This is a genomic window from Enterobacter cloacae complex sp. S3, assembly GCF_014930495.1.
Classification (GTDB): Bacteria; Pseudomonadota; Gammaproteobacteria; order Enterobacterales; family Enterobacteriaceae; genus Enterobacter; species Enterobacter asburiae_B.
Genome location: NZ_JADBRD010000027.1, coordinates 1 through 13,104 on the forward strand (window position 1 = coordinate 1; position 13,104 = coordinate 13,104).

A 13,104-nucleotide genomic window follows, 5' to 3' on the forward strand; every position below is an offset into this window, starting at 1 on the left:
CGACTATTTGCAACAGTGCCTTTTTGACAGACTTTTCGGTGGCCACCACGGTGGCGGTTACAGCGGTGGTGGGCATCACGGTGGTGGGCATCACGGTGGTGGCGGTGGGTACGGAAGCGGCGGGCCGCCAGCGGGCGGGTGGGGTAATGGCGGCCTTGCTTGCCCCAACTGCAAGGCATCTAACGCGCCAGGCGCTCGCTTCTGCCAGCAGTGCGGGACTTCGTTGGTTCCTTCGGCTTGCGCGCAATGCGGAACCACACTGCAACCGGGTACGAAGTTTTGCGCTCAGTGCGGCAAGGCAGCGGTCTGACCGTGCCATGCTCGTCGGCTATGCGCGCGTCTCGACGCAGGATCAGAACCTGGAGCTACAGCGAGAGGCCTTGACCCAGGCCGGGTGCCAAAAGCTCTTTGAGGACAAATTAAGCGGCACGAGAGCCGAGCGCCCCGGCTTGGCCAAGGCGCTTGAAATGCTACGCAAGGGAGACACGCTGGTCGTCTGGAAGCTGGATCGCCTGGGCCGTAGCGTCAAGCAATTGGTCGATCTGGTCAGCGAGTTGCACAAGCAGAGCATCCAGTTCAAGAGTCTCACCGACGCCATCGACACCGGCACGCCGTCGGGACGGTTCTTCTTTCACGTCATGGCCAGCCTCGCCGAAATGGAGCGCGAGCTGACGGTGGAGCGGACCCGTGCAGGATTGGCGGTCGCCCGGCTGTCAGGCCGCAAGGGAGGACGCAAACCGAAGATGACCAAAAGCAAGATTGAATCGGCCAAGAAACTGCTCGCCAGCGGGATCGCTCCCAAGGACGTGGCCAAGAACCTCGGGGTCTCAATCCCGACGTTGTATCGCTGGGTGCCGGCTTCCGGTCACGCTGAACAAAAATGAACTCAGAAGAAGGACGAAGATGAGCACCAATCACTCCCATGCCCTACCCAGCGAGCGCAATGAAAAATCGCTCTGGATCGCCCTGGCGCTGACCGGAAGCTTCCTGCTGGCCGAAGTCGCCGCAGGCATTGTTTTCAACAGCCTGGCCCTGCTCTCAGATGCGGCGCACATGTTCACGGATGCAGCGGCGCTGGCCATCGCCTTGGCGGCTGTACGGGTGGCGAGACGGCCAGCCGATGCCAAGCGCACCTATGGCTACTACCGCTTCGAAATCCTTGCGGCCGCATTCAACGCCCTGTTGCTCTTCGGCGTCGCTGGCTACATCCTGTATGAGGGCTGGCAGCGTTTGCGCGAGCCAGCGCAGGTTCAGTCCAGCGGGATGCTGGTGGTAGCAGTGCTGGGTCTGATCGTCAACCTCATCAGCATGCGTATGCTTCAGGGCGGCAAGGACAAGAGCCTCAACGTCAAAGGCGCTTATCTGGAGGTCTGGAGCGACATGCTTGGCTCCATCGGCGTGATCGGAGCTGCGCTGGTCATCCGATTCACCGGCTGGGTGTGGGTAGATGCGGTCGTCGCCGTGGCAATTGGGCTTTGGGTGCTGCCACGAACTTGGCTGCTACTCAAGGAAAGCCTGAATGTCTTGCTGGAGGGAGTCCCAGACGGCATTGACATGGGAGCCTTGATGGCATCTGTTCAGGCCGTGCCAGGCGTGACAGGGCTGCATGACTTGCACGTATGGGCGCTCACGAGCGGCAAGGTCAGCATGACCGCTCATATCGTGTATGCGCCGGAAATAGGGCCCGACGAGTTGCTCAAAACCCTCAAGTTGTTGCTGGCTGACCGATTCAGCATCTTCCATACGACGCTGCAACTGGAGATTGTTGCCTGTGAGCACAGCGTCGATGGGTGCAACTTCGTGGATCATCGCCACAAAGAACCGAGTTCTCAACCAGACCAAGCCGCAGCCCGGCAGGCGTGACTAATGGGACTCCTACTACCCGGCTAGCCAAACCGGTCTTAGCGTACGATTTTTTCCGTTTTCTGAGACGACCCCTATTAGATATCACTGTCGCAACTCAAGAGGTTGCAAGACTGCTCTGTAGTCCATGTCTATTCTAAGTTTTCAAAACAATCAAATATAGAGTTTCTGCTCCGGACTTTGTCATAAGTGCGTCGTATCGGTTCTCTCTTTTTCACCTGCACAGTCCTGTCGGGCCACATTACTGAGGTTGGAGACTGTGGTGAGCGAGTGTCTGATAATGTATAACATACCGGATCAGGATATCTCTCCATTTTTTATGGCATACATTTTCATGTCTGCCTCTTTCATTATGTCGGAAGGTACCTTATGTTTCTCTGCATTAAATTCTGCAGTACCTGCTGAAAATGATAATATACCGGATATTGTAGCGGATTGATTTAAGTTATGCACAGCTAGCTTGATTTTTTCTACAACTGATACAGCATCAGCCTCTGAGCAGTCAGTCAGTAAGTAAAATACTGAATTCATCACCACCGAGTCTGGCAATCATGTGATTGCCTGCTGTAACCTCTTCAAGGATGCGGGCGAAAGCCTTCAGCACTCTATTGCCTTCATGGTGTCCAAAGGTGTCATTGATAAATTTGAACTCATCGAGATCAATAACGATGACACTAAACACGCTCTTTTTTAATCGTGCTTTGCGGAAGGTTTTTTCAAGAAAGAGGGTATAGGAGCGGCTGTTAAATTGTTCAGTTAAAGAATCTTTAATGGCTATTTGTAATAATTCAAACTCGTCTTCTACAATTGCTGCGAGGTCCATGAGCAAAGACATTTGCTCTGGGGAAAAGATTTTTGGCGAACTGTCAAGCACGCAGATTGCACCGGCTATATCTCCGCCGGGTAAACGCACCGGATATCCTGCATAAAAACGTATAAAAGGATAGCCGGTAACCAGAGGATTTTTTAAAAAGTTTGGATTCATCAATGTGTCTTCAATGACCAAAGGCTGTCCGGTTTTTAAAATCCAATTGCAGAATGACACCATTTTATTTATTGGTTGCAGTTCCACACCACATAAGGATTTGAAGTACTGCCGTTCTTCATCAATTAGTGTAACCAGCGCTATTGGAACATCAAACAACCTTACCGCTATTCTCGTCAGTCGATCGAAACGTTCATCTGAGCCGGTATTCAAAAGTTCGATGTTATATAAAGAAAGCTGTCTTTTTTCTTCGTTTCTCTGGTTGGAATTAATCATTTAAATCGTTTATCTCACTAAAGTGATATATTTATGTATTTCTTTAAATAAAGTGGTGCTTTCAGTTAGCAGGAACAGTTTTAATAAACTTTCGGTATATGTAAATTCCTTTCTCTTGAAAAAAAAGCGCTCTTTATAACCAAATGTTATAGAAAACATTGTGGTATCGACAAAACCAACCGTCGGAGAATAAATCAACACATTAATCTTATGCTATTGAACTTAAACTCCTACTTCAATATAGTTATACAATTTTTTTTAATGTCCATGTTTATCTGTTGCCTTTTCTCCTGATAGACACTATCCTGTTGATTCCATGAATATTGTATGGCATATGCTTGTCGCCAACTCTGTTTCTTTTTATGAGCCTGACTTTTTAGATAAAAAACTATCCAGGACTAAAAAATGCTTAAAAAATTCATTCATTCTTCAGAACCTGTTCTGAAGGCGCTGCAGGATCACGCAGCTTTTATAGAGTTTTCAACAGATGGCGTCATTTATGACGTAAATAAAAAATTTCTTGATGTTGTTGGTTATGAAAGAGACGAATTGATTGGACAGCACCATCGCATATTTTGTGATGAAGACTATGTAAAAAGTACAGATTATGAGTCTTTTTGGCTAAAACTTTCTGCCGGGTACTCGTTTTCTGACAAGTTCATGCGTTATAAAAAAGATGGCTCGATAATATGGCTTGAAGCTAACTACATCCCTATTAAAAGCAGGGGGGGTAAAGTAAAAAGCATCATAAAAATAGCCAGTGATATAACAGAGCGTATTGTCATAGCTCTTGAAAAGGATGCGTTATTAAAAGCTGCAAGTCTTTCTATGGGAATGATCACATTTTATCCATCGGGACACATTATCACAGCTAATGATAATTTTTTAAATGCTGCAGGATATAGCCTGGCAGATATCCAGGGTAAACACCATTCATTATTTTGCGATAAAACTTTCAGTACATCTGCTGAGTATGCACTTTTTTGGGAAAGATTAAGTTGTGGTGAAACGCTGACCGGTGTATACCGGCGCATCACGAAACACGGTGCGGATTTGTGGCTACAGGCCAGTTACTGTCCTGTTTTTGATTTTAACGGAAAGGTAATGAAGGTTGTCAAATATGCTCAGGATATTACAAAACAGAAGTTAAAAAATGAGTTTGAAGCACAGGCGGCGCATAAGGCATATGATGTGTCATCTTTAACTGCGGAGCAGACATCACATGTCAGTGCAGCAATTGCAGAAACGTCTGTTGCTCTTGAAGACGCAATTACCACTACCACGGTGCTGAATGGGTATATTCAGCAATTATCACAGCGCTCCGCAGAAATAACTGAAATATCAAATACTATCCATGATATCGCCGTCCAGACAAAAATGCTTTCACTGAATGCCACAATCGAAGCTGCTCGGGCTGGAATTCATGGTCGGGGATTTTCTGTTGTGGCTGCTGAAGTACGTCTTCTGGCGGACAGGATAGATTCCGCTACGAAACAAATTTCGGGTATTACTGAGCAGAACAGCGAACTCTGTAAAAAGTCCGTAGTGAAAATACGTGAGAGTAATGATGCGATCATAAAATCTGTCAATACGGCAGAAAAGACCGCAGAAATAATCTCGCAAATCAGTATGAATGCCTCGGCCATGATGGCGGTTGTTGAAGAGATAAATACTGCTGTACAGGCTGAATCATAGCCCCCTGCTTTCAACTGGTATTTTTTGTGTCTGAAACTAGAGTCAGTATTTTTAACTTAAATGTCATTACATAAAAAATTGACAAAGTAGTGGACGATGAAAAATATCAGTTTTTCACTCATGCCTCCTTCCAATTTCATGCCTCCGAAATACGAAAAGCAACCTTAACGAATGGAAGGGACTTGCCATGGATGGTTATTCGATTAAGGTCAAATCCCCTGAAAATGGCGTATAGCGCAGGAGTACACCTTATCGCTATAGGTGAGCCTTTTCAAAAAACAGGCTTACCGTACAATAATTCTCTATATCCAAACTGACCCCATTATGCTTACGCCGGCCACCTGGGGATTATTGGTCTGGTACAGTCTGCTTTTGGCTTACTTAGGATGACGTGATGGCTATCAGTGAGAAAGAACTGATAGCCCGTAACCACCTGACAGGTTATCGGTCGGGCTTAACTGGTTATTAGCGCAGGGCATGTTAAACTTCCCGCAGGGAAAAGGAGAGAAGCATGAACCATGAAAGTGATCTGACGAACCACGGCTTCAGTGAAGAGGACATTGTCCGGCTGCAGGCCAGTTCAGCTAAAACGGGTACGGAGATGGATACCCTCCTGAACGATCTGGCAAACCGTTTTAAGGCCCTGATATGGGTGCTGTCAGTCATGTTACTGATTTTTGTGGTCACACTTTTGGCGGGCTCGAGGATGCATGCCATTTCCTTTGGCGTGGCTATTCTTGTTCTTGGCACTCTGTTTACGATTACCATGCCTTTGAAGCTGGCCTATAAATCATGGCATTACCGCCGGAATCTCATTTCCCAGCGTCATCAGAAGTGATCAGATCGAAAACAACCTTAGCCTTTACCCCCCATCCCACAATTTTCATTGTCAGTTTGCCCCGGGACATGGTGTCGATTTTCCGGTAAAAATCGGTGCTGATATAGTTAAACAGACGCCATGTCCCAGGTCTGGCCATTAATCCATAGACACTGTAGATATTGCCTGCAAGCGCGATCCCGTTGTATATCCCTAACCCTGTTGATCGTTCAAATCCCATGAATTTAGCGATGTTCATGGCACCATCACCAAACATACCCTGCGTGTCAGGTTCATTCAGGAACTGACGACCAACTTCACGGGTTATCGTGTTGGCCGAGTCGACAATCAGAATAGCCCCGGCAAGAACGCCTACGGGGGTCATTGAGGAAGTCAGCACGAAGCCAAATACGCCCTGCATACCTGCCAGCACCACTTTAATTCCTGAGATGACATAACCGACCATCCGGTCTTCATCCCTGACGTATTTGATCTGGGCATATAGTTTCGCATAACCGGTCTGGAGCTGCCGGCTCTGCTCAAGCAGACTGCTGTTTTCTGCCTGCAGGTTACGCAGGCAGGTCATGCACTCTTCGTCAGACTTTGCCCGCCGGGCACGCTCAAATTCGCCATTAATGACAGATTTAATTTCATCGATGAATTTGAGACGCGTCAATCCATCCCCCAGATGTCGGGCGCCAACAATATTAGCGGTATTGACGAGTTTGCGGGCCTCCAGATTAATCATGGTTTCTGCCCAGAGTCGTGCCTGGCTTTTGTTTCCCGGAAGAATTATATCCATTTTACTCATCCTGATTGAAAATCACCCGTTAAAGCTTATCGCGCTCCCGGATTTAGGCAACCCTGCTTTAAAGGGTAAAATAATAGTCTGATGCTGTCAGTAAACCTTCGCCCATGATGGCCAGCCTGTGTAGTCCAGGGTTCATGGAACATGTATGCCGCGAAGCGGCATGGAGACGCCAGCCGGAGCTGAACCGGGTGATTCTGGTGAGGGGCGTCGTAACCGGCATCAGCCGTTACGGATTGATAGGTTCTGCCAATCCCATCCCTTTCCCTGCAAAGCTATACCCGCTTAAAGCTTTCCGATTGCTAATGTGCGCGGTCGGAGTGAGTCCGTCAAGGCCGATGGCCGCTGACGGGCTGTATCTCCGCGTTAGCGCCGTCAGGCGCTTACGAGCGTGTATGAAGTGATTACCGTGACTTAACTACAGCTACTCTTGATACTAGTTACAACATCCCTCTTAAAGCGAGGGTGTTCCGGCCCTTTGGGCCGGGGCGGCGTCGGTTTAGCAGGGGTCAGGTATGTATGCGGTGCCTGGTTCTGGCGAGAACGAGGCCCGGCGCTTGCGACGGGAGGTACTTTTGATTTCCTTCTGAGCGCGCGGCCGTGAGGCCGCTGCATGCGAAGGCATTTTACGTTATCCACAGAGTGGCCCAAGACAAAGATCCACTCTGGAATGTAATGAACAGAGAGATAAAAAAGGTGAAGTAAGACTGTTTTGCGGAATGTCTTTTATTCATTTCCGGGTTACTTCACTTATTCGTTTGCGGATTTCTGTGTAAAAAAAAGAGACTGTGGCCATTGCGGGCCATAACGACCGGCAGAACGTCATGATGACCGGAAGAAGAAAGGAGTGAAGGATGAAAAATGAGCAGAATGGCCGAAAAAAACCAGCACGAAAAGCCCCGGTGAGGGGCCCGTAAACAAGAAGACTGTTGTGTCGTCTGTGACTAGTCCGGGGGAGAAAGCGCCAGATCCAGCTGGTAAAGATGCTGGATGGCCAGAGCCTTCAGGCGCTCAGATGTGCACCAGTACGCTTCGTCAGGCGGGAGGGTGCGGTAAATCCATTCAGACATTGCATGGAGTCGTTCATCTGCCGGCAGCTTAATCAGATTGTTGGCACGTTTACGCTCCGCGCCTTTTTTGCGGCGGTAAACGAGTGCCTCCCGACGCTTACGGCCAGACCAGCATTTCCGCGCAGAGTGGGCCTGAACATCATCATGTTCGCTCATCACTCCTTCCCGGATCAGCTGCTCACGCTCGGCGCTCTGACGGAGCTTCTTCTCCTGCTCTTTAAACAGCTTGTCCATATCGACGCCCAGCATCTGGAATCCCACGGGGGTTATATAGACATACGTTGGCAACCAGGTGCGGGATTCACGATCCCAGGCGCGTTCTTCTGCGAGGCCCAGAACGCCAAACCGTACCTGTTCCTCAATAAGCCGTGAAAGGCGTGACACCGTCACCTCCGTTTCAGGAATGACATTGCCTTTTGCGTCCTTTGCACTGAGTTCTTTTGCAAGACGGGAGATACACATGCCGACGGTATGCTTGCCGGCATCACAGAAGCTGATGAGCACTGGCCAGAGCGCATCGAGCAGGCGCTGACGTTCCGGACGGAAGCCATATTTACGTCCCGCCTTACGGCGGCCGGCGACATAGAGAGGGTGACGAGAAACATACATGCGCAGGCTGACCTGCCCGGTTTCTTTGTCTTTTTTCACCAGGCGATTGTAGGCATGACCGAGCTGTCCGGAGAGCTTTTTATAATGCTCCGGGCGATACCAGGCCGGGTTCTCACATTTGGCTTTTGTGGAATGCTCACCGCGTTTGCGGCGGGTCAGTTTTTTGACCGGTGCAATGAGGAAATTACCCTGAGTGCCGGCATCGACATCCTGGCAGAAACGGGTTAGCTCATCTTTCGGTAGATCTGACCAGTGAACAGAAATCTGATTGTCATTTACGGCGGCCTGTTCTTATGGCGGCCGGGTGTTGTGTTATGTGGTGCATGCGTTATAATCCTTCACAGGCCACGCGCCTGCTTTTGGACCCCCTGATATCTGTGTCTTCCGCCAAGATGATGACAGATGTCGGGGGGTTTGTGCATTCAGGCTCCGGGAAATCCCGTTACCTGCTCCTGAACGTTTTACTGGACACGTCCTGTCCCTGTCTGTTTCCGGAAGTCCGCATTTCTTCCGTAAAACCATCTTTTGCCACCCGCCTGCCTCACCACAAAGCAGTCAAACCGTCAGTTTGAGTTAGGACACAAAAGTAATCTGAATCAACAATCTGTCCCACCACAAGACGATCGCTGACGATCCGAATACTACCTTCTCATCAGTAACTTTTCCAGATGTTAGACCAGATAACAATCCATAGTTTTCATGCTAATTGTCCGGATGAGACTGCTAGCAAGCATCGCACGCAGTAAATTCAGGGCGTTGGGTTTGATTTGGTAGGCCAGAGCAAGGAAAATAATTTAGAGGAAGAGCTTTACCTAATAGTTGCAAGTTGACTCTTTCGTATCTTCACTGCACTTAAAAAACCGTATAGCTTTTGCTATACAGAATCCATATGATATGCTTGTAAAGCAATCGCTATACAAGGAGCGCACTCATGAAATCAGATGTTCAGCTCAACCTTAGAGCTAAAGAATCTCAAAGAGCACTTATTGATGCTGCAGCAGAGATTCTCCATAAATCACGCACGGACTTCATCCTGGAAATGGCATGTCAGGCTGCGGAGAATGTGATCCTCGATCGTCGCGTATTTAATTTTAACGATGAGCAGTATGCAGAGTTTATCGATATGCTCGATGCACCGGTTTCGGATGAGGCGGCTATTGATAAACTTCTGGCAAGGAAACCTCAGTGGGACGTGTAACAGCACCAGAACCATTATCCAGCTCCCATCAACTAGCAGAGTTCGTCAGTGGTGAGGCAGTACTTGATGACTGGCTTAAACAGAGGGGATTAAAAAACCAAGCTCTTGGTGCAGCACGAACGTTCGTCGTTTGTAAAAGAGACACTAAACAGGTTGTCGGTTTTTACTCTCTGGCCACCGGCAGCGTTAACCACGTGGAAGCAATGGGAAGCCTCAGGCGCAATATGCCAGATCCAATTCCCGTAATCATACTTGCTCGCCTGGCAGTTGATGTTTCATACCGTGGCCAAGGGCTCGGGGCCGATTTACTGCATGATGCAGTTCTGCGCTGTTACCGTGTAGCTGAGAATATTGGAGTCCGTGCGATTATGGTTCATGCACTGACTGAAGAAGCCAAAAACTTTTATCTTCACCATGGCTTTAAGGCATCACAAACTCAGGAACGGACATTGTTTTTAAAGTTACCACAGTGAGGTTTGAGGAAGAAAGGGGCTTGTTCGATATTTAAGATATTGATTTATAATGACTTTACCATTGAATTTAACATAATATACATTGTTATGCGCACTAAGATTAATTAAGAACAAATCCAGCCGTTTCGGGCCCAGCCTTGTTCTGCTCATTCAGCGAATTATGCCCATAGATTCTATGCCATCAACGTTCATAACTGTCGTTACAGTCTTGCGTGTTCTCTACGGCAGTCACCTGCACATCCTGAAAGCGCAACCCATCCACACCGGAAACAACCGGTTATCGCACAACGGCCCGAGAAATTCTCGATGAGCAGAACTTTGAATTTACCCTGTGCCACGCCACTACGTTGCGTCACTACACGCTCGCAGTGCTCACCCATGATATCTACGTCAGGTTTACGCATCGGCTCGCTGATGGCCATCTCAGCTTGTTTAAGGCTGGAACGTGGATAGGCCAGGTTATATGCTGCGCCTGTGGTCATTTGCTCGATAACCGCAGGCGCATATCCTTCGGCTTCGAGCTTACGATATGCAGCCCGGTAGTCTCGTTGGGTTTTTAGCGGGTAAAGGTTTCCGCCTTTACCATCGAAAGCGATAAACCAGAAATCGTCCGTGCCAGTTTTCAGATTTCTGCAACGTTTCAGATACCATCCGCTTTCTCTCGCCCAGATGGTACGGTTATTTCCGGCATTCGTTTTGTCATAACCGTTCTCGTCAAGCCAGCTGTCAAAGCTGGTCAGTCCCAGATTCTGAACCTCCAGAGAAGGCACTCGAATGACTTGCAAGGTATGGCGGGGTCTTGGCTCTCTCATCTTGATCTCTTTCTAGCGCTGGTCTGGGAAATACGGATATTGCGGGCCATATTCATAGTCATGTTGGCCTGGCTCAACTTCCCAGAACGGACGGCCGCTAATTGTCTTTGGACCGCGCTCGTTTACGATGTCTTCTACATCCTGGATATTAAATGGCATCGTTGACAGTAACAGCTGATCTTCGGGTGTCAGCGTCACAGTTGTACCGTCAATACGGCTGTAAAGATCGGCAAACTGTTTACCTGCACCGTGTAACCGGTGCTCCGCTACGCTTCTGATTGCGTGTAAGTCCAGCTCCGCCGCTTCCATGCGATCCACGTACAGTTTCATTTCTTTACGTAATGCACCCAGTTCACGAACTTTAATAAATCCGTAGACGTATCCACCCAGGGCGATAACTGCAATCATTGCTAAAATTGCCATTTTTTTCTCTCACGTGATTGCGGCCGTCGCAATGTGAAGTCTGGGAATTCGCTGGATGTTAAGTACGTTTTCATCCCCAGACCGACGGATGCTAAGGCGCGATCCCAACACTCCATTTGTAAGTATCAGGCCCATCTTCTCCGCTGGTGGCATCAGCTACAATCTGTGCATACGTTCTCCAGCAAGTTCTCAATTGCGGCTGTTATTTCTCAGCCAGGCGCCTGCATTGCTGCCTCATTCCATCAAAAATACTTTCGACAAGCTGCTGGTGGAACTGGTACGGAAGAAGCCCGCTAACACGTTCAATGACTCCCGGGGTTCTGGCGATGATTTCCTCTATCATCGCCTCCGTCTGCTGTTTACTCAGGCCGGTTATCTCACCATGCCTGATCCAGTGGCGTCGTTGTATTCGATATATCTGGTAATAGTTGCTACTGCCACGTACGGCCATCGCCAGTTTGCACTTCTGCAAGGATATCTGATTGTTCCCTTGACCGATCACCGGCCATGCCGACAACACATCATAGAGTGGTGTAAGGTGATAACGTCCCTGTGGCCCAACAGAAATACTGAAATTTTTAGCGTGGCCATCTGTTGCGGCCATCATCCAGAAAATTATCTGCGTCATAAAAAACTGCGCTTTGTCATGCTCTGCGCGGTCTGAATTACTCAGTACTTCCATAATTTCCGATATACCTGGCCCGCCGTCCGCCTGATATTTTCGTAATGGCGAAACGCCCAGGGCCTGACACATATCCTCCTGGGGTAAACGAATGATCCATTGTCCGTCTCCTGACCATTTTCGGTCAAAACGTTCTACCACCAGCGCTTTCTGATCTTCAAAGTGAGCAATCTGCGTTCTTGCCACGGGGAGCCCGTACTGTTCGAGAAGTACCGAGCAGAGCCATTCATTTTCAACCGACGAGCTCATGTCGGCTTTCATGTTCCCCACAAGTCCGAGCGGTAGCTTGAATATATGCGTCGTTGGTGTATTACCCTCCGGCATGCACCACCGATCTTCATGCCACAGTAGGGCTGTTTTCTCCTGAGCACCGGCAATAGATAAACGTAAGTCGTCGTTATCTTCTGGCCTGCCCGGTAGCAATGTCTCCGTGGTATTACGCAAAGTTGCCGCAATTTCTGATTCAGTAAGAGGGTGACACTTCACGGAATATAAATCTGTGGGTTCGTCTCCGTCATGAAGCAGCTGTATCGCGCCCACGCAGTCTTTTCCCAGCTCCGTCAGCAGATCAAAAGGCTCCAGGCTATCGGCCTTGTAACGCATTGCCAGACGTCTGCGTATGCCTTCGCTGTCCGGGAGTAAAAGGAAGGGACAATGACAGCGGCCTTCCCTGTTCGTCTGCACTCCAGTCAGGAAGGTATTGTAAGCTGTCTACCCCTTTACTTTTTTCCCAGTATCCGACTTTGATTCCGTTCATCCAGATTGCCAGGCGCTGCTGTTTCCGGCTCATATCGTTACCATTTCTCCTGTCGTGCAGGTGAGTTTGATTTAAGCATTTCTTCCGTCTGCTTCCTCTCTGAAGAGGTGGTTGTCGAGGAGAAGCTGATTTTTACGCCCAGGATGGAAAACACCTTGAATAGCCGTTCAATGCTCGCACTGGCAGGGTTGGCTTCCAGACGTGAGTATGTCTGTTGAGTGACCCCTAACCTTTCGGACAGGTCTTTTTGCGTCAGGCCATTCGCCTTGCGAAAACCAATGAGCAAGGGACGCAACTGGTTGAGCGTGTTTAACGGGTAATCATTATTGATCATAAGCTGGCCTCGGCAGTTCCTCTGATACACCTTGCAGGCTGTTTTCTAAACATACACCCTAAAAGCTGTAATATCAAATTAACAGCCTAAAAGCTGTTAAATATGAAATACAACCTTTAGGCTGTTACTAAGTAACAGCATAGATCTTTATGACGTTTGATATGAGAGAACTTTCGATTATAAGCCGTTACGCTCGTACAGCATCCGGGAAGAGAGCTGACAGGTCAGGATCATCAGTTAACGAGAACCGGAGTATCTTATGGCCCCTGTTGTGAGCTGTATAAGGGGTCCGCTTGGAAAAC

Annotated in this window: 14 protein-coding genes and 1 pseudogene; 7 read left to right on the forward strand and 8 right to left on the reverse strand. The window is 48.6% G+C overall.

Annotated features, from left to right (window positions below):
- The first annotated feature begins 7 nt into the window (after window positions 1–7).
- Genes IM317_RS24295 through IM317_RS15655 form a run of 3 tightly spaced genes read left to right on the forward strand, consistent with a single transcriptional unit; the run spans window position 8 to window position 1,863 of the window.
- A complete protein-coding gene (locus IM317_RS24295) occupies window positions 8–310 on the forward strand; it encodes a zinc ribbon domain-containing protein (RefSeq protein ID WP_142257672.1) in 303 nt (100 codons plus the stop codon).
- Window positions 311–317: 7 nt separating this feature from the next.
- Window positions 318–884 carry a recombinase family protein gene (locus IM317_RS15650; RefSeq protein WP_011638900.1) on the forward strand — a complete coding sequence of 189 codons (567 nt, stop codon included), beginning with the start codon at window positions 318–320 and terminating at the stop codon, window positions 882–884.
- 19 nt (window positions 885–903) lie between these two features.
- The gene (locus IM317_RS15655; protein ID WP_023294863.1) at window positions 904–1,863 is read left to right on the forward strand and encodes a cation diffusion facilitator family transporter; all 960 of its coding nucleotides are present in this window, start codon (window positions 904–906) and stop codon (window positions 1,861–1,863) included.
- Window positions 1,864–2,160: 297 nt separating this feature from the next.
- Here IM317_RS15655 and IM317_RS24300 read toward each other — a convergent pair whose 3' ends face one another.
- Both IM317_RS24300 and IM317_RS15665 read right to left on the reverse strand, forming a co-directional pair.
- Entirely contained in the window at window positions 2,161–2,394 is a 234-nt protein-coding gene (locus IM317_RS24300) for a diguanylate cyclase domain-containing protein (protein WP_080277803.1), read from the reverse strand.
- A complete protein-coding gene (locus tag IM317_RS15665) occupies window positions 2,366–3,124 on the reverse strand; it encodes a diguanylate cyclase (RefSeq protein WP_049015821.1) in 759 nt (252 codons plus the stop codon). The genes IM317_RS24300 and IM317_RS15665 overlap by 29 nt, the downstream gene beginning before the upstream one ends.
- 405 nt (window positions 3,125–3,529) lie before the next feature.
- On the opposite strand from IM317_RS15665, the gene IM317_RS15670 reads away from it, so the two are divergent.
- Complete coding sequence (locus tag IM317_RS15670) at window positions 3,530–4,819, forward strand: PAS domain-containing methyl-accepting chemotaxis protein (RefSeq protein ID WP_049015823.1); 1,290 nt, start codon at window positions 3,530–3,532, stop codon at window positions 4,817–4,819.
- A 511-nt stretch (window positions 4,820–5,330) separates the two neighbouring features.
- Entirely contained in the window at window positions 5,331–5,657 is a 327-nt protein-coding gene (locus IM317_RS15675; protein ID WP_023327699.1) for a hypothetical protein, read from the forward strand.
- Here IM317_RS15675 and IM317_RS15680 read toward each other — a convergent pair.
- Both IM317_RS15680 and repA read right to left on the reverse strand, forming a co-directional pair.
- Complete coding sequence (locus tag IM317_RS15680; protein WP_023327700.1) at window positions 5,632–6,438, reverse strand: DUF4225 domain-containing protein; 807 nt, start codon at window positions 6,436–6,438, stop codon at window positions 5,632–5,634. The genes IM317_RS15675 and IM317_RS15680 overlap by 26 nt on opposite strands.
- A 950-nt stretch (window positions 6,439–7,388) precedes the next feature.
- Window positions 7,389–8,387 carry a plasmid replication initiator RepA gene (gene repA / locus IM317_RS15685; protein ID WP_049015826.1) on the reverse strand — a complete coding sequence of 333 codons (999 nt, stop codon included), beginning with the start codon at window positions 8,385–8,387 and terminating at the stop codon, window positions 7,389–7,391.
- A gap of 667 nt (window positions 8,388–9,054) precedes the next feature.
- Between repA and IM317_RS15690 the strand changes: the two genes are divergently transcribed.
- Window positions 9,055–9,321 (forward strand): DUF1778 domain-containing protein, encoded by a 267-nt coding sequence (locus IM317_RS15690; protein WP_007869691.1) that lies wholly within the window; start codon window positions 9,055–9,057, stop codon window positions 9,319–9,321.
- The gene (locus tag IM317_RS15695) at window positions 9,309–9,794 is read left to right on the forward strand and encodes a GNAT family N-acetyltransferase (RefSeq protein ID WP_013087269.1); all 486 of its coding nucleotides are present in this window, start codon (window positions 9,309–9,311) and stop codon (window positions 9,792–9,794) included. The genes IM317_RS15690 and IM317_RS15695 overlap by 13 nt, the downstream gene beginning before the upstream one ends.
- A gap of 200 nt (window positions 9,795–9,994) precedes the next feature.
- On the opposite strand, the gene IM317_RS15700 is transcribed toward IM317_RS15695, so the two are convergent.
- From IM317_RS15700 to IM317_RS15715, 4 genes and pseudogenes are all read right to left on the reverse strand, one after another.
- The gene (locus IM317_RS15700) at window positions 9,995–10,606 is read right to left on the reverse strand and encodes a hypothetical protein (protein ID WP_223998213.1); all 612 of its coding nucleotides are present in this window, start codon (window positions 10,604–10,606) and stop codon (window positions 9,995–9,997) included.
- Window positions 10,607–10,618: 12 nt separating this feature from the next.
- Window positions 10,619–11,029 carry a hypothetical protein gene (locus IM317_RS15705; RefSeq protein ID WP_023327703.1) on the reverse strand — a complete coding sequence of 137 codons (411 nt, stop codon included), beginning with the start codon at window positions 11,027–11,029 and terminating at the stop codon, window positions 10,619–10,621.
- 202 nt (window positions 11,030–11,231) lie between these two features.
- A pseudogene (locus tag IM317_RS15710) lies at window positions 11,232–12,501 on the reverse strand (type II toxin-antitoxin system HipA family toxin).
- A 4-nt stretch (window positions 12,502–12,505) separates the two neighbouring features.
- Window positions 12,506–12,799, reverse strand: coding sequence for a helix-turn-helix transcriptional regulator (locus tag IM317_RS15715; RefSeq protein ID WP_032636197.1), 294 nt, complete (start codon window positions 12,797–12,799; stop codon window positions 12,506–12,508).
- Between the last annotated feature and the right edge of the window lie 305 nt (window positions 12,800–13,104).